Genomic DNA, 26134 nt, shown 5'->3' on the forward strand with positions numbered 1-26134 from the left:
CCGGTGGGTGCGTGGACCGGGCCCAGCGCCCGCCCGGCGTCGGTCAGGACGTACGGATCGACGTGGCGCGGTCCGGTGCGGGCGACCAGTCCGTCGAGCTGAAGCCGCATCAGCCGCTTCCGGGTGAAGCCGTTGCCCAGCCCGGTCTCCTCGGCGATGCGGACGAACCGCATGGGCCTGCCCGCGTCGAGGAGCTGGATCACGGCGGTCGAGCGGCGAAGGCACAGTCGGCGGACGGCGCCCTCGACGCGCTCGGCACCGGCCACCTCGCCAAGCCGCAGGTGCGCCTGAGAGTGCCTTCTTGAGACTTGATGTCGGGTTCGCCGTTGGGGTTGGGTGAGGCGTGCTGGTCGCCGGTCTCGGTGGCGAACTCTGGGCGCGTCCGGGTGAACAGGCCCGGCTCGGTCTCGGGGAGGATGCCGCGGCTGACGAGGCGCCTGAGCTTGGAGCGCATGCCCTCGATGCGGTTCGGTTCGAAGCCGAGGTCGAGGGTTTCGCACAGGTCGAGGGCGCGCGGGGGCTGTCGGCGGTCGGCGAAGACGACGAGGATGTGCTGGTGGGCGGGGTTGTCGGGCAGATCCGGCCGGGGATCCGGCCCTGGTACAGGATCGCGTTGACGATCTCCCGCATCTCGTACCGGCCCAGGTGACCGCTGACCGGCGGATGCGCGGCCTTCCATGCCGCGATCACCGGCTCGATCAACGCCCACCGCTCATCGGATCAGTGACTCTTGTAGGACTTGCGCTCGCTCGCCCGGACAGCCCGGCACGCCCAGGCCCGCCAACCAGCCCGGACACCCCAGACCCACACGATCAGGCGACGACAACCCATCAAAAGCCTCAAAAAGCCCTCTCGCGACGACGTCCGCATCCGTCTCCTGGACGATCTGTGCGACAAGTCCGACCGCTACCGCCGCCTCGGCCTCGACCTCCCGCCCGGCGACGGACCTCGCACCCGCGACCTGGAGGAACACCGTCGCCCTCGTCGCCCTCGTCGCCCTCGTCGTGGCAGGACGGGCGGCGGAGGCCGCGCAGCTCATGCGCGACCACATCACCAACAGCCTCACCGCGACCGCCATCAGCGCCCTCGAGGACCGCGAGAACCACCCCGGGAACTGACCGGGCCGTTCAGGACGTCGAGGTTAGCTCTGGGGGTAACCGGTTTCTGTGGCTCTGAACCTCCTGTCAGACTGTTCGCCTCTCGATACATCGGTACGGCGACGGGACGGGTGGGGCGCGTGGAACGGGTGCGCTCGCAGGGCGTGCAGGAGCGGCCGGACGCGGCCGTGGTCGTGGCGGCGCGGGCCGGGGACCAGGAGGCTGCGGAGCAACTGGTCCGGGAATGCCTGCCGTTGGTCTACAACATCGTCGGTCGGGCACTGGACGGCGGCTGCGACGTCGACGACGTGGTCCAGGAGACCATGCTGCGGGTCCTGGCCGGACTGCCCGGACTGGAGCAGCCGGACAGGTTCCGCTCCTGGCTGGTCGCCATCGCCGTACGGCAGGTACGTGACCGGTGGCGCGGCCGTCAGGCCCGGCCGGACACCGCGCTGCTGGAGGAGGGCGACCAGGAGGCGGACCCTCGGGCCGACTTCGCAGATCTGGCGATTCTCCGACTGGCGCTGTCGGGCCAGCGTCGTGAGGCGGTCGAGGCGACGCGCTGGCTGGAGGACGAGGAGCGCGAGGTGCTCGCGCTGTGGTGGCTGGAGTCCGCCGGCGAACTGACCCGCGGCGAACTGGCGGAGGCCTGCGACCTCACTCCGCAACACGCCGCGGTACGCGTCCAGCGGGTGAAGGAGCGGCTGGAGGCAGCACGCACGGTGGTACGGGCCCTGACGGCCGTACCGCGCTGCACGGAGCTGACCGCCGCCGTGACCTCCTGGGACGGGCGGCCGTGCGCGCGCTGGCGCAAGCGGCTTGCCCGTCATGTCCGTGACTGCCCGACCTGCATGTACAGCGCCTCCGACCTGATACCGGCCGAGGGGCTGCTGGGCGGTCTGGCGCTGGTGCCTCTGCCGGTCGGCCTGGCCGGGATGGTGCTGGCCAGGGCGCTGGCGCCCGGGGCGACGGCGGGCGCGGGTACGGGCGCGAGTGCGCATACGGCGAGTGGGGCGGGGCGGGTGGCCCGGGTCCTCGGCAGACTGGCCGTCAAGCCGTTGGCCGCGGTGGCCGCGGGCGCCGTCACGCTCTCCGCGGCCGGGGTGGCCTGGTACACCGTCGCGAGGCCGGACGAGTCGGCCTCGCACCCCGCCGCGGCGGCTCCGGACTCGCCCGCCGCCCGGCCGGTGCCGTCGGCCCCGAGCCCGACCACTTCACCGACCCCGACCCCGACTCCCACCCCGTCCCCGACACCGTCGCTGTCCCCCTCGCCGACTCCTGCGGCCACGGGGCCGTTCTCGGGTCCGCACGTGCTGCGGTCGGTGGACGTCGCCGGTGGCTACGTGAGCCAGTCCGCCGACCTCGGCGTCCTGGCCCGCATCGGCACCGGCAGTTCCACGGCCGCGCGGCAGGCCGCCACCTTCACGTTCGTTCCCGGGCTGGCCGACTCCGCCTGCTACTCGCTCCGGGACGCCACGGGCCGCTACGTACGGCACCAGAACTTCCGTATCCATCTGGACGTCAACGACGGATCGGCCCTCTTCCGCAAGGACGCCACCTTCTGCCCGCGATCCGGCTCCGTCGCCGGGTCGGTCGCCCTTGAGTCGTACAACTATCCCGGCCGCTACCTTCGCCATCGAGCCGACCTCCAGCTGTGGCTCGACCCTGCCGAGGAGACCGCGGCCTACCGGGCCAGCCGTTCCTTCGTCGTCGTCACGCCCTGGACCTGACGACCCGGCGGCGACGCGCGTGGCGCGGCCGATCAGTCGGAGGCGGGTTCGCCGTTGGATGATTCGGCCGTCGCCGCGGTCGCGCGCTGGTGGGCGACGATGCCGGGCAGTTGGTCGTAGATCGCGTCGATCAAGTCGCAGACGCGCTCGGCGATGGGGCGCCCGAGGGCGGTGAGTTCGTAGTCGACGCGCCGGGCGGCCGTCGGGTGCGGGGTGCGGGTCACCAGGCCGTGGTCCTCCAGGCGTTGGAGGGTCTGCCAGAGCATCCGGTCGGAAATCCCGTGGATCTGCCGCCGGACCTCCGCGAAACGCAGCGGGCCGTCGACCAGTGCGGCGAGGGTCAGCGCACCCCACCGGCCCGTGGCGTGCTCCAGCACTTCCCGTGAGACGCACTCCGGATCGAACACGCTCATTCCGGCCACGCGCTCGGTCCCTCGGCTCATGCGGACATCGTAAAGGGGCCCGCGAGTGCAGTGCTTATCGTGAGTAAGTACTATTCTTTCGTAAGCTTCAATCGACGAGAAAGGCACAGCCATGCCCGAGACCCTCGGACTGATCGGCAGCGGACACATAGGCGCCGCGGTGGCCCGGCTCGCCGTCGCCGCCGGCCTGGACGTCGTCCTGAGCAACTCCCGCGGCCCCGGGACGCTCGCCGACCTCGTCGCCGAGCTGGGCCCACGGGCCACGGCCGCCACCCCGGACGAGGCCGCGCGGGCCGGTGACCTGGTCGTGGCCGCGGTCCCGTTGCGGAACCACGAACAACTGCCCGCGCAGGCGCTGGCCGGCCGGACGGTCATCGACACGACCGTCTACTACCCCTACCGCGACGGCCGGATCGAGGAGTTGGAGAGCGGCAAACTGACCTCCAGCCAGCTGGTGCAGCGGCATCTGGCGGGTTCGCGTGTGGTGAAGACCTTCACCAACCTCGACTTCCGCCGGCTGTTCACCCTGGCCCGCCCCGCCGGCGCCGCCGACCGCAGCGCGCTGGCCGTCGCCGGCGACGACAGCGAGGCGAAGGCGCGGGTGACCGGCCTTCTGGACACGATCGGATACGACGCGGTCGATCTCGGGAACCTCGCCGACAGCTGGCGGATCGGCCCCAACACCCCGATCCACGTCCACCCCTATCTGGGCGACTGGCCCGAGGGGCTGAACACCGCCGAGGAGCGCGGGCGTTGGTTCTTCCAGGCTCCCGGAATCCCCGTGTCCGCCGCCCGCGTACGCGAACTGATCGCTTCGGCTGTACCGGTACCGGCGGGCGGACCCACACCTCCCTCGGCCCTCTGAGCGCTCCGCGACGGGGCTGCCTTCGGACTGCGGTGCCGTCATGACTGGTCGAGCAATTCCCGCGCCTCCTGGCGGCGTTGCCGAACCATGGCCGACTTCACCGGGAACGTCCGATCGGGCCTGTCGTGACGCGGCCCGGCGCCTATCCCGGAGGGTCTGCCGGACGACGGTGCGCCCGGCAGGCGCCATGGCGTCGGCCGGCCTCGACGGCACCGAGGAGGAGAGCCTTGCCGGTGGCGATGGGGCGGCTGCCGTGATCCTGGTGCGAGCCCTTGGTGACCGGATGTCCCATGAGCCCCTTTACGACCACGGGCATCAGCAGGAACAGCGGTCAAGTTTTGGTTCCGTTCTTGGTGAGTGAGCGGTGAGAGCGGAGTCAAGCGGACTGCAAAGTTGCACCATGAAATGACGTCCCCGTTGCTTCAACACCCCGTCTCCGTAGGCTGTTTGCACGGCCGTGAAAGTATTGGCCGAACAACCGGGATTGCGTGGAGGCAGAGAAATGACTCAGATCGTAGTTGCCGAGCAGCTTTTCGTCGGAAACATGGAAGCGCCCCGGATCACCGTGCTCGGCGCCCTGGACGACGTTCAGGGTGTAACCGGAATGGACTTGGAGACGCAGACGCCCAAGCCGCTCATGGCCATCATCTACAACGGCATCTGACGGCCGGGGCAGTGTGAAAACGGTCGGCACCGACTCCGTGCCGGTGCCGGCCCGCCGGGCAACGTGAATCCATGTGCGCGTGAACCGACAGTGGGGACCGGGAATATGCCGAGGCGAATCTGGGTGGCCGAGGGTGTGGCGAGCGACGGAGACATGTACGGGCGTGCGCTGCAGCTCCCCGACAGGCCGGGTGCCGGGGCCGGGGCGGCGGGCCCTGGGGGCGCAACGGCCGTACAGCGCAGGGCCGGGACGATCCTCAAGAACCATCTGGGTGACATTCCGTCGTGTCCCTGCCTCGCGGCGCTGGTGCCCGGCCGGGAGACCGCCGATGTCTGACAACGCGCTGCTGGACGGCATCGAAGCCAACCTGGGGTCCGTCTTCGGTGGCGCGGAGGGCACGCTGCTGACCGACGAACCCGAACTCGCCGCATGGCTGACGGAACTGGGGGCGACGGCCGTCACCTTCGACGGGATCCTCTCCGGACAGGTCGCGCCGCCCGCTCGCGCTGTCGCCGTACCGCTGGACTACGGGCGCCTGCCCGGCCGCCTCGAACTCCGGGACGTCTTTGCCCGGAGCAGTGTGCTCTGGATTTCCCTCGCCTCTTTCTCCGGTGAACTCGACGTGGCCAAATATGCGATCGAGAGATTCGCGGACATCGACTTGTCCGGCGCGGTGGCGGCCAACCGGCGGGTGATAACCCAACTTCTTCTCGCCAGGGACGAAGTCCGTATGTCCGGACCGGGAACGGATCTCGTCATTCGGCTACCGGAAGTCCTCCAGCTTTCCAGCCGCACGCGCACGGAACTCCTTCCCGACGAGCACTCCACCATCGGGAACTATTTCGAGGTGGCGATGTCTCCCACGGACCTGGCCGGACAGGTCGACTCGGAACTCGTCGTCTCCGGAACGCTGCGAGTGGATTCCGTACTGGTCGCGAAACATCGCGAACTCCGCGGTGAAAGAGCTGATCACTTCGCCGTGGCGAAACAGATCGCCGCCGACATGCGGAAGGCGTGTCCGCTGTACGTGACCATCGAGGACAACCGCTTCGTCGGCGGTTTCGGCCCCTGGGCCGACGGAATCCATGCGACGAGCGGCCGTGAGTACGGCGGTGCGGTCACCGAGCTTGCCATCGGCACCGGACTCCTCGACCCGGCCCGCGTCGACTGGAGTCTCAACTGCCTCCTCAACGAGGGCGCCGCCGGCATCCACCTCGGCGTCGGGAACGGCCTTACCGGCATGCACTTCGATTTCATCTCGACGGAGGCCGGCCTTGTCCGCAGCTGAAAGCACCGGTCGGCTACGCCTGGTGAGCGACCTCCAGCTCGAACCGGAGCCCGACGGTGGCGCCCATGTCGTCGACTCCCGCACCTTCGCCACCGCCCACGTCAACGCGTCCGCCCGTGTCGTCCTGGAGGCCCTGCGCCGGCCCCGCACCCGACAGGACCTCCAGATCATCCTCGGCGAGGCGGCCGGGTGCCCGGCGTCGGAGACGGCCGGTCCGGTTGCCCAACTGGTGGCGGAACTCCGGTCGTACGGATGGGTCGAGGACGCGTGACCGGCTGAAGATCCGCCAGAAACACCGCGCCGGCCTCGGGGCGACTGCCGTTTTCGTTCAGGCGTGCCCTCGGTCCGCGGCCCATCGCTCGATGAGCCGGACGGTGCGATCAGGATGTTCCTCGTGCAGGTAGTGGCCGGTGTCGGTCCAGTGGTCGACGCGGGATCCGGGAGCCCGCAGGGTGGAACGTTCCCACTCGGCGGCCGCGGCGGAGGTCCACACCGTCAGAGCGGGGCAGGTACGGCGACGCAGGTATGCCTCGCTGTACGGGCGGATGCCCACCGCGTCGGGGTCCGTGTACATGCCCGCGTATGCCTGGGCGATGACATGGCCGGGGGTGCCGAGCATGGTGCGGATGTGCGCGGTCCGCAGACCGGGCGGGGCGGTCGGGGAGAACGCTCCCGCCACCAGCGGTACGGCGGCGGCCGATCCGTGCTCGCGGTACGCGGCCAGGCGGCGCGGGATCTCGTCGAGTTCGGCGCCGTGCGCGCCGTGGGCGGGGTCGAGGATGACGACGGACCGTACGAGGTCGGGGTGGTGGACGGCGAGCAGGTTCACCACCTGGCCGCCCATGGAGTGGCCGACGGCGACGACAGGGCCGGTGCCCAGCCGGGTGATCAGTGCCGTCAGGTCCTGGGCCATCGCCGCCGGGGTGTTGTCCTCGTCCGGCACGGGCGAGCGGCCGTGGCCGCGCAGGTCCGGAACGATCACACGGTGTCCGGCGGCGGCCAGTACCTCGGCGTGCGGTGACCACTCGCGGCCGTCGCCGCCCCAACCGTGCACCAGGAGAAGGGTGTTGGCGCCCGGAACGCCGACGGGGTCCGGGTCGAGGACGGTGTGGAAGAGGTCCACGGTCGTGGTCATCCGGCCACCGCCTGGTACGTGGCGCAGTCGAAGTCCGCGTGCACGCCCGCGCCGTCGAGATCCTGGACCCACAGGCCGAGCATCGCGCCGGTGAAGCCGAGGACGCGCAGCTGGCCGTCGTGGAACTCGTCGGCGGCCTCGTCGGACAGGACCGTGGCGTCGAGTTCGAGCGGGAGAGGCACGGCTCCGTCGCCGGTGTCGTAGGCGAAGTGCAGTGCGGGACCGTCGAGTTCGGCGCGCAGGACGACGGACGTGCCGAGGGGCAGGGGGACTTGGACGGGGTGTGCGGTGCGGGTGCCCTGTTCGCAGCTGAGGGCGTTCAGGACGGGGCTGCCGTCGTCGGCCGAAGTGACGTACAGGAAATGCCAGTTGCGGGTGTTGTAGTACGCGGTGACACCTGCGGTGTGGTCCGGTGTACGCGGGCTGAAGGAGACCCGGGTCTCGAACGAGCAGCGTCGGGCCGTGACCCGGCGGGCGACCAGGCTCGGGGACCGGCGGCCGACGGGTGACTGTCCGCCGCGGATCCGCAGGTGGCCGGGGCGTTCGGTGAGGCTGAGCCAGTCCTCGTCGGCCGGGCGGCGCAGGGTGGACCAGTCGGGGCCGAGGACGGGCGCGTCGAAGTGGTCGGTGGCGGGCGGCGCGGGGAACGGTGCGGGCGGAAGGTCGGGCGCCGGGACGGTGACCGCGGGGACGGCGCCCGCGATGCGCGGCCAGGCTTCCTCCGTCCAGGTCACCGGCTGGAGCGCGGTCTCGCGGCCGAGCACGCAGCGGCCCCGCTCGGTGTAGGGGCGGGCGGTGATGTGGGCGGCGTACCACTCGCCGGCCGGGGTCTCGACGAGCGAGCAGTGGCCGGCCTTCTGCAGTTCGAGGGTCGGATCGTGCCGGGAGGTGAGCAGTGGTCCGGCGGGGTCGGGCTCGTACGGGCCGAACAGGTCGCGGGAGCGGGCGACCGCCGCTCCGTGTTCGTAGCCGGTGCCGCCCTCGGCGTGCACGAGGTAGTACCAGCCGTCCCGGTGATAGAGGTGCGGGCCCTCGGCGACCCCGGCGGCGGTGCCCACGGTGATGGTCCTGGGCTGTCCGAGGAGTTTGTGCGAGGCGCGGTCGTACTCCTGCAGTTCGATCCCGGCGAACAGGTCGTGCTCCGGGCGCCAGTCGAAGCGCATGTTGAGCAGCCAGCTGCGGCCGTCCCGGTCGTGGAAGAGCGAGACGTCGAAACCCCGGCTGTGCAGCGGCACCGGGTCGGACCACGGGCCCTCGATCGAGGGTGCCGTGGTCACGTAGTTCGGCAGGTCCTTCCAGCCTTCCGCGTAGGTGTCCACCACCGTGAAGACCAGGTGGAACAGCCCGTCCGCGTAGGACAGCCCCGGTGCCCAGATCCCGCCGGAGTCGGGGACCCCGGCCAGGTCCAGGAGCCGGCGGCTGTCCAACGCGCCGCCCAGCGCACGCCAGTTCACCAGGTCCCGGGAGTGGTGGAGCCGCACTCCCGGATACCACTCGAAGGTCGAGGTGGCGATGTAGTAGTCCTCGTCGCCCACCCGCAGGATCACCGGGTCGGGTTCGAAGCCGCGCAGGACGGGGTTGTGGATCACACTGAGTCCGATCAGAAGGTCAGAGAGTGAACAGCAGGGTGCCGAAGCCGGGCTGGTCGCACTGGGTCGGCGCACCCTCCGGCCGGAGGCTGGCGGCCACCCGTGTCGTGTAGTAGGCGTTCCTCCCGGCCCGCTTCACGTAGTGGTTGTACGCCATCTCGTAGATGGGCTTGAACTCGCCGCGCCCGTCCGACCCGACGGTCGACCAGTGCCAGTTGCACCGCCCGAAGGTGGCGTCGTACGGGACGGTGGCGCCGAGGTTGTACTTCGCCGTGTACTCGAAGCCGGACAGCAGCAGTGAGTTGGAGGCGCCGAACATGTTGAGGCCCTGGATCCAGCCGGTCTGGCAGATCTCCGCGAGGGAACCCAGGATCAGCTGGGTGTGCCCCTGGTCGCGGCCGGACTCGCAGCACTGGCCGGTGCCGGACTGGACGAGTTTCGTCAGCCCGCAGCAGCTGTTGGTGTAGAAGGCGTTGTACGCGTCGTTGAACAGGGTGAGGTTGTCGCAGGCCACGGCGATCTGGAGCATGCCCTTGAGGCCCATCAGGCCGTAGCCGCCGTCGCCGTAGATGTTGATGAGCGGTACGAAGATGTTCTGGAACATCGCGACGGTGGCCGCGAGTTCGGAGAGCGACCAGCTGCCCGCCGGGCCGGTGTAGTGCATGATCTCGACGGCGGCGGCCAGCTTGGCGCCGTAGATTCCGGCGGCGAGTTCGGCGTCCGCGCCGTTGATGGTCCGCAGCGCGTTGGTCCAGGACTTGATGATCTCCAGCGCCTTGTAGGCGTGGGCGGTGTCCTGGGTGATGTACCACATGACGGCGTTCTGGTACGCGGCGTTGCAGTCGTACCAGAGGTCGATGTTGCCGTCCTCCGGGCTGGTGCCCCGGGTGACGGTGGCCCGGCCGCCCGCGACCACGTAGGACGACGAGGAGAAGAAGTCGGCGGCGAAGACGTTGTAGCCGTCGATCCAGGGGGAGGCGCCCGCGGCGACCTTGGCGCGCATCCGGTTGAGGTCGGCGAGGCTGTGCAGCACGCCCGGGTGGGTGAGGGAGGACAGTCCGGAGGTGACGGCCGCGGCACTGGTCGCGCCCGCCAGTCCGGCGGCCCCGGCCATCCCCGTGGCGCCCGCGCCGATCGCGGTGAGCTTGAGGAAGCGGCGGCGGTTGGGCGGGGCGGAGGGACCGTACGGGTCGGCGGGGGAGCGGGGTTCGGAGCCGGGAGCGGCCGGCTGGGAGTTCGGCATGGGGTTCCTTGTCGACTCGACGCTGAGTACGGGGGAAGGAGGGGGTCAGACGCGGCGCAGGACGAGGGTGCTGCGCGGGCCGACCTTGGGGCGGGTGCCGGCGCCGACGGTCTTTCCGGTGGCCAGGTCGCGGGCGGGGCCGAAGTCCTGGCGGGCGGGGAGGGTGAAGACCTTGTCGGTGCTGGTGTTCATGGCGATCAGGTAGTCGCCGTACTCGCAGTAGTAGAAGGGCGCGCGGCCGACGAGCATGGTCTCCACGCCGTCGAAGTGGACGCCGAGCGTGGGGTCGGGGACATCGGCCGGGACGGGGGCGAGGTGGTAGACGTCGCCCTTCTGGGACTGGTGGAGGGTGTCGCCGGGCGGGGGGAATCCGCCGGGCGGGAGGCCCGCGGCGCCGGGGTCGTTGATGGCGTAGTCCCACAGGATCCAGTCGCGGGCGGTGAAGGTGTCCGCGGTGGTGCCCGCCGAGTGCTGGCGGACCGTCGCCGAGCGCTGGTCGACGGGGGTGACGTGGTGGACGCGGGCGTAGTCGTTGACGCCCTGGCGGGCCCGCCAGTAGAGCGAGGCGAAGAGGAGTTCCCTGCCGTGCTTGACCGCCACGGCGCCGTTCTCCTCGTCGGTGAAGACGAAGTCGGGACTGTCCCAGCCGGTGGGCAGCCGGCCCGGGCGGGAGGCGAGCGCCTGGTAGTCGTCCCAGTCGCGCGAGACCAGGCGCAGCGCGTTGAGGCCGACGCGGGTCCAGTCGTACGTCGCGATGAGCTGGAGCTGCGGCCAGAGCTGGCCGTCGTTCACCATCTCCTGGGTCCAGCCGACGAGTTCGGGATCCTTGAACACGGCCGCGGACATCAGCGGGTTGGAGTCCCAGGCGGTGCGGGAGGCGTACGCGATCGCGCCGGGGTAGACCTCGTTGCGCCAGCCGATGACGGTCTCGGTGCGGGCGACCCGGGCGTTGTCCTCGTCCACGTCGACGACGCGGAACCGGCCGCGCGCCTTGACCATCTTGACCATCTGCTCGCGCAGTTCGGGGGCGTCCTGGCCGCCGTGGCCCCGGGTCACCGACTCGTACATCATGACCAGCCAGTCGGTGACCTCGCCGTAGCTGCCGACATAGCCCAGTTCGCGGGTCAGCCCCGCCTTGGTGACCTGGTAGTAGTCCGCGCCGAGCGGCTTGGTCGGGTTGCCGTCCGCGTCCTCCGGGCCGAGGTAGGGCACCGAACCGATGGACTGGTACAGGTAGTCGCGCGCCTTGGCCTCGGAAAGGGCGAGGTCCGGGTCCAGCAGCCCCAGGCCGCGGTTGGCCTGGTAGATGCCGATGGCGCAGATCTGGGACTGGTTGGAGTAGTGCGGGAAGTGCTGGCGCCAGTAGTCGCGGCTGGACTGGAGCATCGTCTTGTACGCCGCCCTGCGCACCGGCTGTTCCACGGTGCCGGCGGCCGGCGCGATGAGGTCGACGTCGTCGAACCAGGCCGAACCGGGGCCGGTCAGGCGGAGGTGGAACTCGACCTGGGTGGCGCCGTCCGGGGTCGCGAGGTCGAGGGAGACGTACTCCCAGTCGTGCGTCCCGGTGGTGGCGTACTTCTTGTGGTCGCCGCCGACGATCGTGCCGCTCGCGTCGTAGAACAGCGGGTCGATGTGGGCGCCGAGGCCGGTCACGCCGTCGGTCCTGATCCAGGCGCCGTAGGTGTAAGTGCCCGTGTCCACCTGGACCTTGGGGGTGGCGTAGACGTAGCTGTAGCCGTCGTCGCCGGTGGCGGTGAGCTTGAGGGACGCTGAGCCGGTGCGCGCGACGGTCGTGTCCCGGGACCAGGTGCCGGCGGAGGCCCAGCCGGGGCGGACCCAGGCGGTGGGAGTGTCGCCGCCGTCCTCGAAGCTCGGGTTGCGCAGTTCGGTCGGCTTGACGAGGTCGACGGAGTCGAACCAGGCGGTGCCGGGGCCGGTGAGGCGCAGATGGAGTTCGAACTGGGTTGCCCCGGCTGGGGTCTCAAGGTCGAGGGAGACGTACTCCCAGTCGTGGGTGCCGGTGGTGGAGTACACCTTGTGGTCGCTGCCCACGAGAGTGCCGCTCGCGTCGAAGAAGAGCGGGTCGATGTGGGCGCCGAGTCCGGTGACGCCGTCCGTCTTGATCCAGGCGCCGTAGGTGTAGGTGCCCGCGCCGACCTTGGTCCTGGGCGCGGAGTTGACGTAGCTGTAGCCGCCGGCGGTCGTGGCGGTGAGCTTGAGGGAGGCGGAGCCGGTGCGCGCGACGGTCGTGTCGCGGGACCAGGTGCCGCCGCCACCGGTGGCCCAGCCGGGCTGGACCCAGGACGTGGGCGTCGAACCGCCGTCCTCGAAGCCGGCGTTGGCTATCTCGTAGGGGGAGCCGGTGACCTTGGCGTCCAGTCTGTCGCCGAGGTGGTCCCAGAGCAGGGCCAGGCACAGGCCGACCCGGCCGAAGCCCTGCCACTGCTGGTCGGAGCCGGTGAGTACGGTGTCGTCGGACTGCCAGGCCATGTACCGGCCGTCGATGGCCTGGAGGACCCGTTCCACGGCGGCGTCCTGCTGGTAGGCGGGGCTGCCGGACCACAGATAGCCCTCGGCGAGCGACTGCATCGCCCAGCCGTCCATGGCGGCGGGAGTGGCGGTCGTGAGCAGGGCGGTCTGTTCCTTCTGGACCCGCGCCTTGACTGCGTCCAGCACCTCCGCGCCCGTGGTGCGCGGCACGGGTGTCGGGGCCGGGCCCTGGACCTCGCCCCTGGGCGGTACGAAGTAGGGGTCGGTGTGGGTGTAGAGGCGGTAGATGCCGCGGGAGGGGGTGGTCTGGTTGTAGTAGAGCTGGGCCTGGTTCTGGCCGTAGGACCAGATGCGGCCCATTGAGCGGATCTCCAGGCTCACCTTCTTCTTGCCCTTGGTCAGCTTCTCCGGGAGCGGGAGGGTGTGGAAGAAGAACCGGCCCGGGACACGGGGTGCGGTGTCGAGGATGTCCAGGCTGTCGACCGCGCCCTCGTCCTGGTAGCCGATCTGGAGGCCCTCGCAGAACAACTGGAGCCGCCAGTTGTTCGAGCCGAAGCCGGCCTCGGTGGCCGAGGAGTCGTGGTCGTCGCCCCAGAGCCGGACCGTCACGTACGTGGTGCCGGTGGGGCTGACCTTGGCGTCGAAGGTGAGGGTGCCGCCCCAGTACGAGGCCGTGTCGGCGGGTCTGAGGACGCGGGCCTTCTGGCCGAGGCCGCCGGTGACCGTGTCGGACAGGGTGGCTTCGAGGTGGTGAGCGGCCTCGGAGGTCGTGTCGCCGAAGACGATGACGTCAAGTGGCTTGCAGGCGCTCGCTGTTGCGGTCCCCGGGCCCGCGGTGGTGGTGGGCGCTGCTGCGGCGGGCGGTGCAGCGAGCCAGCCGATGCCGGCCGCGGCGATCCCGGTGGTGCCCGCGTACTTCAGTACCTCACGTCGTCGTGGGGCTGTGGACATGGCTGTGCCTTTCGTCAGGCAGTCTGGGTGAAGTCCGGCCGGGCGAGGGCTACTTGACGCTGCCGACCAGCACGCCGCTGCGCCAGTACTTCTGGAGGGCGAACATGAAGACGGCGAGCGGGACGATCGACAGCAGCGAGCCGGTCAGGACAAGGGTGTTCATGTTGATGCCGGACTGGGACTGCTTCTCCCACGCGAACAGGCCGAGGGTGACGGGGAAGGAACGTTCGCCGTTGAGCATGAACAGGGGGAGGAAGAAGTTGTTCCAGATGCCGACGAAGTCGAGCATGAAGATGGTGATGGCCCCCGTGGTCATCAGCTTCAGCGAGATCGACCGGAAGATCCGCAGCTCGCCCGCGCCGTCGATGCGGGCCGCCTCCAGTAGTTCGGCCGGGACGGAGCTGTCGGCGTAGACCTTGCCGAGGTAGACGCCGAAGGGGTTGACGAAGTACGGGATCAGTACCGACCAGACGGTGTTGGTCAGTCCGATCTGGGCGAAGAGCAGGTACAGCGGGAGGGCCAGCAGGGTGCCGGGCAGCAGAGATGCGCCCACGATCGTGCCGAAGATCGCGCCCCGGCCCTTGAAGTCGAACTTCGCCAGGCCGTAGCCGGCCGCCACGGAGATCAGCGTGGAGCCGAGCGCGCCGACGCCGGAGTAGAAGATCGAGTTGCCGATCCAGCGGACGAACAGGTGGTCGTGGTAGACCCAGATGTCGTGCAGGTTGTCCGTGAAGTGGTTGGCGGAGAACCACAGGCCGAAGGTGGAGTAGAGGTCGGTCTGGTTCTTGGTGCTGGAGACCAGGAGGAACCAGGTCGGCGCCAGGGAGTACAGCACGAACAGGATCAGCAGACCGGTCGTGACGACCTTCGCCCGGCGGCTCGGGGCCATCGGCGACTTGACTGCGGTGGCGGTGCTCACTTGGCCCCCCGGTTCGTGAAGCGGAAGTAGGCGAAGGCGAGCACACCGGTGACCAGCGCCAGGATCAGCGACTGGGCGGCGGCGTACTGGTACTCGCCGGTCTGGAAGGCCTTGTAGTAGATGGTCAGCATCGGGGTGAAGTCGGTGTTGATCGACTCCGGTGCCACCTGCCGCAGGATTAGCGGCTCGCCGAACAGCTGGAGCCGGGCGATGACCGAGAACATGCCGGTCAGAACCAGGATCCCGGTGATGTTGGGAACCTTCACCGACCAGGCGATCCGCCACTCGCCGGCCCCGTCCAGGTGCGCGGCCTCGTACATCTCGCGGGGCAGCGACTGGAGTGCGGCGGAGATCAGGATCATGTTGAACCCGATGCCCTGCCAGGTGAGTACGTTGCCGAGGGCCAGGTAGGTGGTGAAGCCGCCGAAGAAGTCGAAGTCGGCGCCGACGTCGCCCAGTACGTCGTGGATCGGGCTGCCGGTCGGGCTGTACAGGAACAGCCAGATCAGGGTGGAGACCACGGTCGGGATGACGTAGGGGATCAGCAGCGCGGAACGGAAGAACCGCACCGCACGGGCGGCCACGCTGTCGAGAAGCAGGGCCATCAGCAGCGAGATGCCGAGCATGACCGGAATCTGCACGGCCCCCAGCAGGACCACCCGGACGATGCTCGACCAGAACGAGGTGTCCGAGAACGTGTCGGCGAAGTTGGCGAACCCGGTGAAGACCGTCCGGGTCGGGCCGAAGCCCAGGCCCGAACTCCTCTTCTGGTAAAGGCTCTGGTAGATGGCGTAGCCGATGGGGATGACGTACGTCGCCAGGAAACCGGCCAGGAAGGGCAGCGTGAACAGCAGCCCTTTGTACGCTCCCCGCGCTCGCGCGGATCGCGGGACGGCGGTCCGTCCGGACACGGGGGCGGGAGGTGCGGCGCTGCTGCGCCGCAGGGCGGTGGACACGGATCTCTCCTACGGTCGGGTGCGCTGTACGTCGAGCCGGCACCGGCGCCGCCGGGCCTGGGCCCTGGCTCGGGGCGGTGGCGTCAGTTCGCGGCGGAGGCGTTGATGCCCTTGCTCTTCAGGTCGGAGAGGGTCCACGACTGGAGGTGGGTGAGCATGTCCTTGACGGTCATCTGCTTCTTGATGACCTTGCCCCAGTCCTTCTGCATCTCCGCGAACATGTCGGCGTAGTCGGGGCCGTACTGCCACTGGTCGCCCACCCGGGACGCGGCCGTGGTGATGATCTGGGCGCTGTCGGACTTCCCGTTGAACATCTCGGTCGGGATGATCTTGTCGACGTACGGGGTGACGTCCTTGAGCGCGGGGAACAGGCCGGACTTGGACGCGGGGTCGGTCAGCGTGGTCACCGACTCCTTGCTGCTGCTCAGCCAGGCCGCGAACTGGGCGGCGCGGTCGGGGTACTTGCAGCCCTTCAGCACGGCGGTGGTGTCGAAGAAGCTGGAGGTGCGGGGCGTCGCGGTGTCGAACAGCGGGGCGTCGGCGAGCTGCCACTTGCCCTTGGACTTGGGGAAGTTGGTGTTGTAGATCGGCAACTGCCAGGTGGAGGTGGTCATCAGGATGGTCTTGCCGAGGTCCCAGGTCTTGAAGACGCCCGGGTCGGCGTAGGAGGCGTTGGACGCCAGGTTGTGGTCGATGAGCTGCTGGACCACGTCACCGGCCTTGAGGGCCTCGGGGGTCGTGAAGCCGATCTTCCACTGGTCGCCGTCCACCTTGTACCAGGAGGCGCCCGCCTGCCAGGACAGGTCCACCAGGGTGCTGGGGTCCTCGCCGGCCATGTTGAAGATCTTGATGTTCTTGTTCTTCTTCTGGATCGCGATGCCGTCCGCGATCAACTCGTCCCAGGTGGCCGGGGCCTTGGCGATCCCGTACTTCTGGAACAGGTCGGCGCGGTACGCGGTGAACAGCGGGGACGAGCCCATCGGGATGCCGTACGTGGTGCCGCCCGGGCTGACCGCGTTCCACGCGGCGGTCGTGTACGCGCTCTTGTACTGGGCGGCGGTCTTGCTGATGTCGGTGAGCAGGCCGTCGGCGGCGAACGTCGCCAGGTCCTGCCCGTCCATCTTGGACAGACACGGCGCGGTGCCCGCCTTCACCGCGGCCCGCAGCTTCTGGTAGACGGTGTCACCGGCCTCCTGCGAGAACTCCACCTGCGTGTCGGGGTGGGTCTTGTTCCAGGTCTTGACCTGCGCCTCGATGCCTTCGGTCCAACTCCAGAACTGGAGCTTGACCTTGCCCTTGGTGCTCGGCTGCGCCCCGGTGCTCGTGTCGCCGCCGCCGGAACAGGCGGCGAGAACAAGACAGAGGGAAGCGGCCGCGGCCGACGAGGCGAGGGTTCTGGCACGGAACGTGGTCATCGGTCCTCCACAGGGGACAGAACGGCGCGTGCGGTGTGGGGGCCGGCCGGCGCGGTGGTCAGCGAGACAGGGGACAGGACGCCCTGCCTGTGAACGGGAAGTAACCGTTTGCTTGGTGGACCGTAAGGTGCGAGTGGCCGGAACCACAAGAGGCGAGGCCGGATTGTTTCGTCGAACTTTCAAACGAGTTACCTCTTGCCTGCCCTGATCTGCGCAGACGTGGTGTCTGGCCACTTCGGGGAACGCTTCCGATGCATGGCCGTGACCTCCGTCGCGCCCATTGACCTGTGGCCGAAACCGTCTCTAGCGTGGAATACGTTTACTGAACCCGATCACTCACCGCCTCGAAGCAGGAGCCCCATGCCCAGCCCACACCTGCCCTCAGCCGTGTTCGCGATGAACCCGGTGCACCTGCCCGAGCTTCTTCCGCCCCACCTGATGGCACGGCTGGTGGAACTGGTCCACATCGACCCCGCGCTCGTCGTCCAGGACTTCGCCGACCCGGCCGCGCACGCCGCGCTGGCCGAGGCCGAGGTACTGATCACCGGATGGGGCTGCCCGCACATCGGCGCCGAGGCGCTCGCCGTCGCGCCCCGGCTGCGCACCGTGCTGCACGCGGCGGGGAGCGTGCGCAGCCTCGTCGGGGACGAGGTGTGGCAGCGCGGAGTCACTGTCTCCAGCGCCGTGGAGGCCAACGCGCTGCCGGTGGCCGAGTACACCCTCGCCGCGATCCTGTTTGCCGGCAAGGACGCCTTCGGCCTGCGCGAACGCTTCCGGGACGAGCGCGTCTACCCGGCTCCCACCGACTACGCGGCCGTCGGCAACCTCGGTCGGCGCATCGGCGTCATCGGCGCTTCGCGGGTCGGCCGTCGGGTGCTCGAACTCCTGCGCCCCTTCGACCTCTCGGTCGCGCTCCACGACCCGTACGTGGACGACAGCGAGGCGGCAGCAATGGGCGCCGTACCCATGTCCCTGGAGGAGTTGCTGCGCACCAGCGACATCGTCAGCCTGCACGCCCCCGACATCCCGCAGACATACCGGATGCTCGACCGTGACCGGCTGGCACTGATCAGGGACGGCGGCGTACTGATCAACACCTCGCGCGGCGCCCTGATCGACCCCGAGGCGCTCACCGACGAACTGGTCGGCGGAAGGATCAGCGCCGTCCTCGACGTCACCGACCCCGAGCCGCTGCCCGCCGAATCCCCGCTCTACCGGCTGCCCAACGTCTTCCTCACCCCGCACATCGCCGGCTCGCTCGGCAACGAACTGGAACGGCTCGGCCGCACGGTCGTCGACGAGCTCGCACGCCTGGCCTCCGGCCTCGAACTCGCCCACGAGGTCCGCCGGGCGGATCTGGTGATCAGCGCCTGAGGCGCAACGGGACCGGCACCAACTCCCTTCCCTGTCAAGCGAATCGGCCCCTCGGTGAACTCGCGTTCGCCGAGGGGCCGCAGGCGCTTTACCGAGGCACGCTACTCAGACCGGCACGTCCGGATCGGGTCCGAAGGACAGCAGGACCGCCGACTGCTCGGCGGGGAGGCGGACGTGCAGTCTCCGCTCTCGGCCGTCCCAGTCGTACGTCGACGGGGGCCCCGCCTCGAACATCACGCGAGGCCGGCTGTCGGCGTCGGCCCACGGCAGTCGCACGGTCACGGTCTCGGGTGCGCCTTCCCGACGCCACAGAGCGAGGAGTGTCCTGCCGTTCTCGCTGTCGTCGTCCTCCGTGGTCAGCGCCAGCGCGAGCCAGCCGTCACGCCAGCCGGGGAGCCCGAGCGGCCAGCGCGGGCGGGTGTCGGGCAGGAGGTGGCGGTAGCTCTTGTATGTGGTCAACGCCTTCTTTACCAGGGCCAGTTGATTCGACGTCAGCAGGTCGGGACGGCCGCTGAGGTGGACGCGGCCGAGCATCGCCGAGACCATCACCATGCCGAGTTCCGCATCACTGTGCCGAGGCAGCGGGTACGCCCAGATCGCCCCCTGCTCCGGGGTGACCGCCGTGGGTGCCGCGGCGGCGATGGCCGGCAGCAGGCGGAAGTCCTGCTGGTCGGTGACGGAGTGGATCGGCAGCCGGGACAGTACGGCGTGATCGGTACGGCTGCCCCCGGCCGCGCAGCTCTCCAGCACCAGGCCGGGATGCCGGTCGAGGACGCCGTCGAGCCAGTCCAGGTAGGCGCGGTTGTGACCGAGCAGGCCGTCGCCGGGACTGTCGGTATTTGAGGGGCCGTCGGTGCCCGCGCCGATGTCGATGTTGTAGTCGAGCTTGAGGTAGCCGACGCCGTAGTCGTGCACCAGCCGGTCCACGACCGCGTCGAGATGCGCCCGCGCCGCCGGATGCCGCAGGTCGAGCTGGTGGCGGCCCCACTCCACCAGGCGGACACCGTCCCGCCGGAAGAACGCCTCGTCGGGCAGGACCGAGGCGATCGGGCTGCGTACGCCCACCACCTCGGGTTCGAGCCACAGCCCGGGCACCATGCCCGCGTCTCGGATGTGGTCCAGGACCTCGTTCAGCCCGCCGGGGAAGCGTGGGGCGGATTCCGTCCATTCGCCGACCGAGTCCCACCAGCCGGGTACACCGCCGGGTCCTACGGTGCCGGGCGGCTCGGCGTCGTACCAGCCGGCGTCGACGCAGAAGTACTCGGCGCCCGCTGCCGCCGCCGCGTCCACGAGAGGGAGCAGGGCCTTGGTGCTCGGCTCGCCCATCAGGCTGTTCATGAAGTCGTTGAAGACGACCGGCAGGCCCTGGTGGTCGGGGTGCCGCCTGCGAGTGGCGCGGCGGTACCGGGTCATCGCGGCGAGCGCGGCCTCCAGGCCCCCCGCGGGGACGAGAGCGACCGACGCGGGCACGGTAGGGAAGGACTCGCCGGGGCCGAGGACGCGCCGCCACTGGTGCTCGCGGTCGGTCGGCCCGGACAGTGCCAGGTACACGTCGTCGAAGCGATCGGCGACCTCGGCGTGCCAGGACCCGTTGTGCTCGATCTGCCACAGCAGGGCGCGACCGGTCCGCGTGTCCTCCAGGCAGCCCATGGGCAGCTGCTCGGAGGAGGACCAGGACCCGGTGCTGGTCACGGAGATCCGGTTCTTGGAGCCGGTCTGGCCGAAGGGCATCATGCCCACGTCGTGGAGACCGCGTTCGGCCAGAGTGGCTTTCGACCAGCGGAATTCGCCGCTCCAGGGATTGGCCGCCAGCCACAGGGCGACACCGTCCTCCCAGCGCTCGCCGTCCCCGAGGTGCCGGGCGAGGTTGGAGTACGCGAAGGAGGAGACGTACTCCAAGGTGACCGGGCCCCCGCCGGTGTTCTCCAGGCGGGCCTCGGTGCGGAGGACCGGGATGCCCTCCCACAGCGTGCAGACGGCGGTGACCCGCAGACCGCTGATCTCGTCGGCCATCCGCACGCGCAGAGTCTGTACGTCCCCGCCCCCGTGCTGCTCGTGAACCTCCTCGTGGCCGGTGTACCGCAGGGCAAGTGACGCGGCGCCGTCCACATGGCGCTTGCCCGAGGTGCCCAGACGCCCGCTGCCCGCGGTCTGGATCTCGACCAGCGGAAGGGCGCGGTGCATGAGCAGAGTGCACAGGTCGGGCTCACGGGCCGGATCGGGCAGTGCGGCCGCGTCGCCCGCTGCCAGGACTCTGACCGGACCGGCCGTGTCGAGGGACAGGAGCAGGGACAGCTCGTCGGTTCCCCAGCGCAGGTGGGTGACGGACACGGTGGCGACTCCGAAGGTGGAGGTAAACGATTACTGCTCGAAGACGCTAGTTTGTGCACCGGCCGATCACAAGAGGCGTCACATGCAGTAACGTCGAGCCGTGACGGACAACGGAAGCAGTGCTCCAACGGGCTCTGGACCCAGGCAGCCCCGCAGGCGCCGACGTGGAAATGGCCCGAATGACGGACCCAGCACGATTCGTGATGTCGCCGTGAAGGCAGGCGTGTCGGTAGCAACCGTTTCCCGAGCGCTCGCCGGAAACTATCCGGTGTCCGAGGCCACCCGCGCCCGGGTCATGGCGGCGGTCGAGTCACTGCACTACGTGGTGAACGTCCATGCGAAAGCCCTCTCCGGCGGAGTCGCGGGTCCCATCGCGATGGTCCTTCAGGACATCACCGGCCCCTCTCTCGCCCATGCCGCCGCGGGGGTGGAGCAGGAGGCGGCCGCGCGCGGGAGGCTGAGTCTGGTCTGCGTCACCCACAACGACCGGGCCCGCGAGGACGACCTGGTGCAGCTCATGCGCGAGCAGCACGCCGCCGCGGTGGTCCTCGTCGGAGGAGCCGTGGTGGACGACAAGTATCAGGAGCGCATGGCGGAGTACGCCAGAGTGTTGGACGCAGCCGGTTCCCGCCTGGTGCTGTGCGGCCGTCCGCCGCTCGCGTCCAGTCTGCCGGTGACGGTGGTGGACTACGACAACCGCGGTGGCGCTTTCCAGGCCGTCGACCACCTCCTCGGCATGGGACACCGGCGCGTCCTGTTCCTGGGCGGCGATCCCCTCATGAGCAGCGCCGAGCAGCGCCGAACCGGATACCTCCAGGCACTGCGGGCGCACGGCGTGCCTTACGCCGAGGAACTGGACGTCTCCGGGTCGTACACCAGAGTCTCCGGCTACCAGCGGACCCGGGCCGCGCTGGAGGAAGGGCGGGACTTCACGGCGATCTTCGCCGGCACCGACATGGTGGCCGTGGGCGCTCTGGCCGCGCTGCGTGAGGCTGGTCTGGACGTGCCCCGCGACGTGTCCCTGGTCGGGTTCGACGATGTCCCTTTCGCCACCGACCTGACGCCCGCGCTCACCACGATTCGCGTGCCTTATGAGGAACTTGGACGCACCGCGGTGCGCCTGGCGTTGGAGCGGGACCCGTCTCTCGCCGACGACCACGTGGTGCTGAGCACACAGTTGGTGATCCGGCAGTCGGTACGGCCGCCGGGGGGCGCGTCCTGACGACCGGGCACATTGGTACCCAGGAGCTCCAGCGGCCGTCCGGAGTCCGCACCACGGGACGGGTGGTCAATTCTCCGTCCGTGAGAACTGGCCTCGCGCTTTCACGAGGTGGGCTGTCCAGGGGTTGATCAGAAACGCGGAAGGTGCCCTGGAACTGCGACGACAGGACTCGCTGCACTCACCGGCAGGCTCATCGAGTCACCGGCCTGCTCACCACCCGCCCGGGAAAAACGGAAAGGCCCGCCAACTCCGTCGACGGACCCTCACGCAAGATCGAGGCCGGCGCCGCGATATCCGCGGCAATGGCGCCGTGGCGCAAGCCGCGGGCTGTGCGCGATCCGGGCAAGATCCTGCTGTATGTGGCTTTGCCCGTCGCACTCGGCGGCGACTGTCCGGCCGACGTGGGCGTACTGCGGGCCGAGCCGGCCGTGTTCGGCCCGTGGCCTCCGATCCGTCCATCTCCCGCCTCGTCGACGCGCTCGCCGCGTCTGGCCCGAACGCCCTGGCGGCGATCCGGGGCGCACGTTCCGAAGTGCGCCTGAGGGGCTGGGAGTTGGCCGGGGCAAGCAGTCCGGCCGCCGGCGGCCAGGGGACGGGACCGTGGACATCGACGGGGTGCTGGTGCTCGCGCACTCCGAGAAGCAGGACGCCACCGAGACCTGGAAGAGGCCCTTCGGCCATCACCCGTTCGTCGCGTTCGTCGCGTTCGTCGCGTTCGTCGCGTTCGTCGGGTCGGCCAGGGCCCAGCCGGGTCCGGAGAGCCGGTGGCGGCCCTGCTGCGGCCTGGCAACGCGGGCTCCGACACCGCAGCCGACCACATCGAAACCGCCCAACTTGCCCTGGCCCAGCTGCCCCAACGCCTGCGGCGGGGACGGCGGACGCTGACCCGCACCGACTCCGGCGGCGGTACCCACGCCTGCCTCGATTGGCTCTCCCGGCGCGGGCGATGGCTGTCGTATTCCGTCGGGATGACCATCACCGACGCCATCCACCAGGCCGTCCTGAAGATCCCGAAGAAGCCGTGGACACCGGCCTACGACGCGGGCGGTACCGAACGGCCCGGAGCCTGGGTCGCGGAGATCACCGACATGCCCGACCTGAGCACCTGGCCCACGGGCATGCGACTGATCGTCCGCAAGGAACGCCCGCACCCCGGCACCCAGTTGCGCTTCACCGATCTCGACGGACTGCGGCTCACCTGCTTCGCGACCAACACCAAGGACGGCCAGCTCGCCGACCTCGAACTGCGTCACCGCAGCCAGGCACGCTGCGAAGACCGCATCCGAGGGGCCCGCGCCACCGGCCGCTGCACGACACGGCATAAAACAGGATCTGGCTGGAGATCGTCTCCCTCGCACTCGACATCCTCGCCGGAATGCCCATGCTCGCGCTGACCGGCGAGGTCCGCCGCTCGGAGGTCAAGAAACTGCGGCTGCGGCTGTGCTCCACCGCCGCGCAGCTCGTGAACACCGGCCGCCGCCGCTGGCTCCGCCTGCCCGCCCGATGGCCCCCGACTCCTCCGCCTGACTCCCCGAAGCAGACCGATAACGAACCCTGTAAAGATGAGGACACTTCGACCACCGCGACCGCGGATGCTCACACTCTTTGAAAAAGGAACCCGTCCCACGAACCAATGAAACCGAACCCATGATGCTGACCCCGCACGACCGATGCCGACAGTTCGCTGACCGCCGTAGCTCCGAGTCGCCGCCGCCGGCGCTGAAGCCGTGGGGGAGGGGGTGCTGACCGAAAGAGTGCGAGCTTCGCTCCTTTCGCTGACGCCGCGGTGACGCCTCCGTAACGGCCCCCCTGCCAACGTAGCCATCGCCGGACGGGCCTGGACGGCCCGCCGGGACCGGACTATCAGCGGGGGAATGATGTCGGCATTCGGAGACCGGGCGCTGCTCGCGCTGAGTGACCCTGTGGCTCTGGGGGCGTTGCTGTCGCCCACCGACGCTTCGGGTGACCAGCGGATCCGCACGATGCTGGCCTCGGTCTACGACCTGTCGGCCGTCCGGCTCGACACCATCACCGACGCACGGGTGCGGGAGATCGCCCTGCAACGGCCGCTGTTCCCGACCGGCCGCCAGGACGGGGTCTGGTCGCAACTCGTACCGTCCTACACCCGCACTGAACTGACCCTGACCGTGCGCGAGCCCACCCGGCCGGTCTGGATCGACCTGCGCGCCACCATCGACGTCACCCTGGTCGCCGAGATCGACCCGGCCGGCGCGGAATCGGTGGTGGCCCGGGCGTTTGACGACTTCGCCACCTTCGACGAGTTCCGGGCGAGGTTCACCTTCTTCGATCTCGACGCCTTCCTCGCCGAGCACGGAATCGGCACGGTGGAGGAACTGAAGGACGCCTTCCACTACGTGGTCGCCGAGATACAGCTGCGCACACCGCCCCCCTTCGACCCCGACGACCCGGCGAACACGCACACCCTGCCGGTCACCCTGGCGGCCGTGGTCGTCGACCCGTTCGACCTCGCCGGCGGGCTGCGCGCCACCCGGCTCGTACGGGAGGCGGCCCGGCCCCTGACCGGCCCGGTTCCCGCCGGGCTCCCGGCCGAGGCCGCCGAGGCCTACGCGACGGCCCTCGTCATCGCCGCCGACGGCCTGCCCGACGGGCTCGCCGCGGCGGACGTCGAACGGCTCTGTGCCGCCGAAGGCGTCGTCAGCCTCTTCCTGCCGGCCCCGTGAGGAAGCCGGCATGACAGCAACCGAGGAGCGGGCCGACCGGCCCGGGACCCGGCTCACCGTACCTGCCACCGATCCGGCCTGACCGGCCCCGCCATGGAGGAGAACCCTGATGCCCGTTCGGTATATCCGGGTTGACCCGACCGTCAACCTGTTCGCACCGGCCGTCCGCGCGTTCGGCACGATCGCGATCGTGGGCCGCGTGACCACCCCGGCCCCCGCCCCGCCCGCGTCCGCGTCGGCCTCGGCCAAGAAGTCGGCCGCAGCGGAGGCGGCAGCGGTCGTACCGCCCACGCCGGTGGCGTTCACCAGCCCGGACAAGGCGGAGGAGACCTTCCCGGGAGAACTCGGCAAGGCACTCACGCTGGTGTTCAGACAGAGCCCCGGCCCGACGCTCGTCTACGGCGTCCCCGTCGACGCCACCGCGCCGGACTGGAAGGGCGCGCTCTCGGCCGTCGCCGGCCTGAACGTCCAGCTCGTCGTGCTCGCCAACACCCCGATCGACGCCACCTCGAAGACCCCCGACGGACCGATAGGCCTGCTCTCCGCCCACGTCACCTCCGTGTCCAACACGGGTGCCGACGGGATGGAACGGATGGGTGTCGCGATGCTGCCCAAGGGCAGCACCGACCCGAAGGTGATCCTGCCCAACGAGCGGATGGTCTACATCGCGCACAACAGCGAAGAGGACGCGGCGGTGGCCGTGACCGGCACCATCGCGGGCTACGAACCCTTCGTGTCGCTGCTGCTCAAGCCGGTGAACATCGACAGCCCGCCGTTCAACCCCACCGACATCGACACCTTGAACGGACCGGCGGAGGTCTCCGGATCGGGCCCGACGGGAGCCGGTGTCAACTGGCTGACCAGTCCGGCGCTCATCCCCGGCAACGGCGTCTACATGGGCGAGGGCTACACCGGCGACCCCGGCAGCCCCAAAAAGTACATCGACGTCTGCCGCTTCGTCGACCACGTGTCCTTCCTGCTCAAGGCACAGCTCATCGGCTCGATCGGGAACGTGCGGATCAGCAGGTCCGGGCTGCGTGCCCTGATCGCGCAGATGGAGGCGGTGCTCAGTCCCTTCGTCGACGCCGGCGTCCTCAACAGCTTCGAGATCGTCGTCCCCGTCCTCGTGCTCCTGGACAAGGACCCCGCCACGCTCACCCCCGACGAGGCCAACAGGATCCACACCGCCGAGGTGCAACGCCTCGTGCAGGTGCTGGCTGCCGTCGAGTACGCGGGCGCCGTGCACCGGATCTCCATCGACCTGAAGTTCGACTAGCGAAGCCCGAGCAACGAAGTCCGAGCAGCCAAGCCCGAGTAGCCAAGCCCGAATAGGAAGGCACACCTGATGGCCGACTGGAACACCCGTCTCGAAGTGAAACTCGGGGACTCCACGATCACCCCCATCTCGACGTTCACCCCGACCTTCAACGCGCCGCACACGGTGCTGCACAGCATCGAGGCGGACAACGTCGGGTTCGTCCGCCAGCCCGCGACGTTCACGTTCACGATGGGCGTGCCCGCGGTCGCCACGGCGGTCGCCGACCTGACCCAACTGGCCACGGAGGGAACGGAGTTCCAGATCATCGTGGCCGAGAAGAAGGGCACGGACTGGGCGTTCGACTCGATGAAGTTCGCCCGCTGCGTCGTCACGTCGGCGAACCCCAGCAACGTGGTGATCGACGGCGTCCCGCAGGCGAGCTTCACCTGCCTCGCCCTGTCCGTCGGGGTCGAGGCGTAACCC

General features: G+C 69.7%; 21 protein-coding genes and 2 pseudogenes. 13 read left to right on the forward strand and 10 right to left on the reverse strand.

Annotation, left to right across the window (positions count from 1 at the left end; all coding sequences use genetic code 11):
* The first annotated feature begins 11 nt into the window (after positions 1 to 11).
* Positions 12 to 305 (forward strand): hypothetical protein, encoded by a 294-nt coding sequence (locus ACQHII_RS43160; protein ID WP_427925569.1) that lies wholly within the window; start codon positions 12 to 14, stop codon positions 303 to 305.
* A 286-nt stretch (positions 306 to 591) separates the two neighbouring features.
* On the opposite strand, the pseudogene ACQHII_RS43165 reads toward ACQHII_RS43160, so the two are convergent.
* A pseudogene (locus ACQHII_RS43165) lies at positions 592 to 702 on the reverse strand (IS5/IS1182 family transposase); the annotation flags it as partial.
* 535 nt (positions 703 to 1237) lie between these two features.
* Between ACQHII_RS43165 and ACQHII_RS43170 the strand changes: the two are divergent.
* Positions 1238 to 2827, forward strand: a complete 1590-nt coding sequence (locus tag ACQHII_RS43170) for a sigma-70 family RNA polymerase sigma factor (protein WP_427924380.1) — start codon at positions 1238 to 1240, stop codon at positions 2825 to 2827.
* A gap of 32 nt (positions 2828 to 2859) precedes the next feature.
* Here the strand turns inward: ACQHII_RS43170 and ACQHII_RS43175 are convergent, their stop codons facing one another.
* Positions 2860 to 3270 carry a winged helix-turn-helix transcriptional regulator gene (locus tag ACQHII_RS43175; protein WP_427924381.1) on the reverse strand — a complete coding sequence of 137 codons (411 nt, stop codon included), beginning with the start codon at positions 3268 to 3270 and terminating at the stop codon, positions 2860 to 2862.
* Positions 3271 to 3361: 91 nt separating this feature from the next.
* Here ACQHII_RS43175 and ACQHII_RS43180 point away from each other — a divergent pair, with 91 nt between their 5' ends.
* The 5 genes from ACQHII_RS43180 to ACQHII_RS43200 all read left to right on the forward strand — a co-directional run bounded on the left by ACQHII_RS43180 (position 3362) and on the right by ACQHII_RS43200 (position 6337).
* Positions 3362 to 4114 (forward strand): NADPH-dependent F420 reductase, encoded by a 753-nt coding sequence (locus ACQHII_RS43180; RefSeq protein ID WP_427924382.1) that lies wholly within the window; start codon positions 3362 to 3364, stop codon positions 4112 to 4114.
* A gap of 502 nt (positions 4115 to 4616) precedes the next feature.
* Positions 4617 to 4778: a hypothetical protein gene (locus ACQHII_RS43185; RefSeq protein WP_427924383.1), complete on the forward strand. Its 162-nt coding sequence runs from the start codon at positions 4617 to 4619 to the stop codon at positions 4776 to 4778.
* 105 nt (positions 4779 to 4883) lie between these two features.
* Positions 4884 to 5114: a hypothetical protein gene (locus tag ACQHII_RS43190; protein WP_427924384.1), complete on the forward strand. Its 231-nt coding sequence runs from the start codon at positions 4884 to 4886 to the stop codon at positions 5112 to 5114.
* Positions 5107 to 6066, forward strand: coding sequence for a hypothetical protein (locus tag ACQHII_RS43195; RefSeq protein WP_427924385.1), 960 nt, complete (start codon positions 5107 to 5109; stop codon positions 6064 to 6066). The genes ACQHII_RS43190 and ACQHII_RS43195 overlap by 8 nt, the downstream gene beginning before the upstream one ends.
* A complete protein-coding gene (locus tag ACQHII_RS43200; RefSeq protein ID WP_427924386.1) occupies positions 6053 to 6337 on the forward strand; it encodes a hypothetical protein in 285 nt (94 codons plus the stop codon). The genes ACQHII_RS43195 and ACQHII_RS43200 overlap by 14 nt, the downstream gene beginning before the upstream one ends.
* A gap of 57 nt (positions 6338 to 6394) precedes the next feature.
* Here ACQHII_RS43200 and ACQHII_RS43205 read toward each other — a convergent pair whose 3' ends face one another.
* The 7 genes from ACQHII_RS43205 to ACQHII_RS43235 all read right to left on the reverse strand — a co-directional run bounded on the left by ACQHII_RS43205 (position 6395) and on the right by ACQHII_RS43235 (position 16764).
* Complete coding sequence (locus tag ACQHII_RS43205; RefSeq protein ID WP_427924387.1) at positions 6395 to 7201, reverse strand: alpha/beta fold hydrolase; 807 nt, start codon at positions 7199 to 7201, stop codon at positions 6395 to 6397.
* Positions 7198 to 8790, reverse strand: a complete 1593-nt coding sequence (locus ACQHII_RS43210) for a glycoside hydrolase family 43 protein (protein ID WP_427924388.1) — start codon at positions 8788 to 8790, stop codon at positions 7198 to 7200. Before ACQHII_RS43210 ends, ACQHII_RS43205 begins: the two co-directional genes overlap by 4 nt.
* A 19-nt stretch (positions 8791 to 8809) precedes the next feature.
* Positions 8810 to 10033, reverse strand: a complete 1224-nt coding sequence (locus ACQHII_RS43215) for an alginate lyase family protein (RefSeq protein WP_427924389.1) — start codon at positions 10031 to 10033, stop codon at positions 8810 to 8812.
* 45 nt (positions 10034 to 10078) lie between these two features.
* Positions 10079 to 13474: a Tat pathway signal sequence domain protein gene (locus ACQHII_RS43220; RefSeq protein ID WP_427924390.1), complete on the reverse strand. Its 3396-nt coding sequence runs from the start codon at positions 13472 to 13474 to the stop codon at positions 10079 to 10081.
* Positions 13475 to 13523: 49 nt separating this feature from the next.
* Complete coding sequence (locus tag ACQHII_RS43225) at positions 13524 to 14363, reverse strand: carbohydrate ABC transporter permease (protein WP_427925533.1); 840 nt, start codon at positions 14361 to 14363, stop codon at positions 13524 to 13526.
* A 26-nt stretch (positions 14364 to 14389) separates the two neighbouring features.
* A complete protein-coding gene (locus ACQHII_RS43230) occupies positions 14390 to 15349 on the reverse strand; it encodes a carbohydrate ABC transporter permease (protein ID WP_427924391.1) in 960 nt (319 codons plus the stop codon).
* Between the two features lie 83 nt (positions 15350 to 15432).
* The gene (locus ACQHII_RS43235) at positions 15433 to 16764 is read right to left on the reverse strand and encodes an ABC transporter substrate-binding protein (protein WP_427924392.1); all 1332 of its coding nucleotides are present in this window, start codon (positions 16762 to 16764) and stop codon (positions 15433 to 15435) included.
* 360 nt (positions 16765 to 17124) lie between these two features.
* Between ACQHII_RS43235 and ACQHII_RS43240 the strand changes: the two genes are divergently transcribed.
* On the forward strand, positions 17125 to 18138 hold the full coding sequence (locus ACQHII_RS43240) for a hydroxyacid dehydrogenase (protein ID WP_427924393.1): 1014 nt from the start codon (positions 17125 to 17127) through the stop codon (positions 18136 to 18138).
* A 105-nt stretch (positions 18139 to 18243) separates the two neighbouring features.
* Here ACQHII_RS43240 and ACQHII_RS43245 read toward each other — a convergent pair whose 3' ends face one another.
* Positions 18244 to 20469, reverse strand: coding sequence for an alpha-galactosidase (locus tag ACQHII_RS43245; protein WP_427924394.1), 2226 nt, complete (start codon positions 20467 to 20469; stop codon positions 18244 to 18246).
* A 100-nt stretch (positions 20470 to 20569) separates the two neighbouring features.
* Between ACQHII_RS43245 and ACQHII_RS43250 the strand changes: the two genes are divergently transcribed.
* The 5 genes and pseudogenes from ACQHII_RS43250 to ACQHII_RS43270 all read left to right on the forward strand — a co-directional run bounded on the left by ACQHII_RS43250 (position 20570) and on the right by ACQHII_RS43270 (position 26131).
* Positions 20570 to 21691 (forward strand): LacI family DNA-binding transcriptional regulator, encoded by a 1122-nt coding sequence (locus tag ACQHII_RS43250; protein ID WP_427924395.1) that lies wholly within the window; start codon positions 20570 to 20572, stop codon positions 21689 to 21691.
* Positions 21692 to 21954: 263 nt separating this feature from the next.
* Positions 21955 to 23300, forward strand: a pseudogene (locus ACQHII_RS43255) (IS1380 family transposase); the annotation flags it as partial.
* Between the two features lie 265 nt (positions 23301 to 23565).
* Positions 23566 to 24393, forward strand: a complete 828-nt coding sequence (locus ACQHII_RS43260) for a hypothetical protein (RefSeq protein ID WP_427924396.1) — start codon at positions 23566 to 23568, stop codon at positions 24391 to 24393.
* A 109-nt stretch (positions 24394 to 24502) separates the two neighbouring features.
* The gene (locus tag ACQHII_RS43265; RefSeq protein WP_427924397.1) at positions 24503 to 25669 is read left to right on the forward strand and encodes a hypothetical protein; all 1167 of its coding nucleotides are present in this window, start codon (positions 24503 to 24505) and stop codon (positions 25667 to 25669) included.
* Positions 25670 to 25738: 69 nt separating this feature from the next.
* The gene (locus tag ACQHII_RS43270) at positions 25739 to 26131 is read left to right on the forward strand and encodes a hypothetical protein (RefSeq protein WP_427924398.1); all 393 of its coding nucleotides are present in this window, start codon (positions 25739 to 25741) and stop codon (positions 26129 to 26131) included.
* Positions 26132 to 26134 lie beyond the last annotated feature (3 nt).

The organism is Streptomyces sp. cg40 (genome assembly GCF_050320165.1).
Classification (GTDB): Bacteria; Actinomycetota; Actinomycetes; order Streptomycetales; family Streptomycetaceae; genus Streptomyces; species Streptomyces hokutonensis.

Bases quoted from the DNA above. Each gene is read 5' to 3' on its own strand.
- ACQHII_RS43175 (WP_427924381.1), bottom strand. From the start codon at position 3,270: ATGAGCCGAGGGACCGAGCGCGTGGCCGGAATGAGCGTGTTCGATCCG.
- ACQHII_RS43180 (WP_427924382.1), top strand. From the start codon at position 3,362: ATGCCCGAGACCCTCGGACTGATCGGCAGCGGACACATAGGCGCCGCG.
- ACQHII_RS43185 (WP_427924383.1), top strand. From the start codon at position 4,617: ATGACTCAGATCGTAGTTGCCGAGCAGCTTTTCGTCGGAAACATGGAA.
- ACQHII_RS43190 (WP_427924384.1), top strand. From the start codon at position 4,884: ATGCCGAGGCGAATCTGGGTGGCCGAGGGTGTGGCGAGCGACGGAGAC.
- ACQHII_RS43195 (WP_427924385.1), top strand. From the start codon at position 5,107: ATGTCTGACAACGCGCTGCTGGACGGCATCGAAGCCAACCTGGGGTCC.
- ACQHII_RS43205 (WP_427924387.1), bottom strand. From the start codon at position 7,201: ATGACCACGACCGTGGACCTCTTCCACACCGTCCTCGACCCGGACCCC.
- ACQHII_RS43215 (WP_427924389.1), bottom strand. From the start codon at position 10,033: ATGCCGAACTCCCAGCCGGCCGCTCCCGGCTCCGAACCCCGCTCCCCC.
- ACQHII_RS43220 (WP_427924390.1), bottom strand. From the start codon at position 13,474: ATGTCCACAGCCCCACGACGACGTGAGGTACTGAAGTACGCGGGCACC.
- ACQHII_RS43225 (WP_427925533.1), bottom strand. From the start codon at position 14,363: ATGGCCCCGAGCCGCCGGGCGAAGGTCGTCACGACCGGTCTGCTGATC.
- ACQHII_RS43235 (WP_427924392.1), bottom strand. From the start codon at position 16,764: ATGACCACGTTCCGTGCCAGAACCCTCGCCTCGTCGGCCGCGGCCGCT.
- ACQHII_RS43240 (WP_427924393.1), top strand. From the start codon at position 17,125: ATGCCCAGCCCACACCTGCCCTCAGCCGTGTTCGCGATGAACCCGGTG.
- ACQHII_RS43260 (WP_427924396.1), top strand. From the start codon at position 23,566: ATGATGTCGGCATTCGGAGACCGGGCGCTGCTCGCGCTGAGTGACCCT.
- ACQHII_RS43265 (WP_427924397.1), top strand. From the start codon at position 24,503: ATGCCCGTTCGGTATATCCGGGTTGACCCGACCGTCAACCTGTTCGCA.
- ACQHII_RS43270 (WP_427924398.1), top strand. From the start codon at position 25,739: ATGGCCGACTGGAACACCCGTCTCGAAGTGAAACTCGGGGACTCCACG.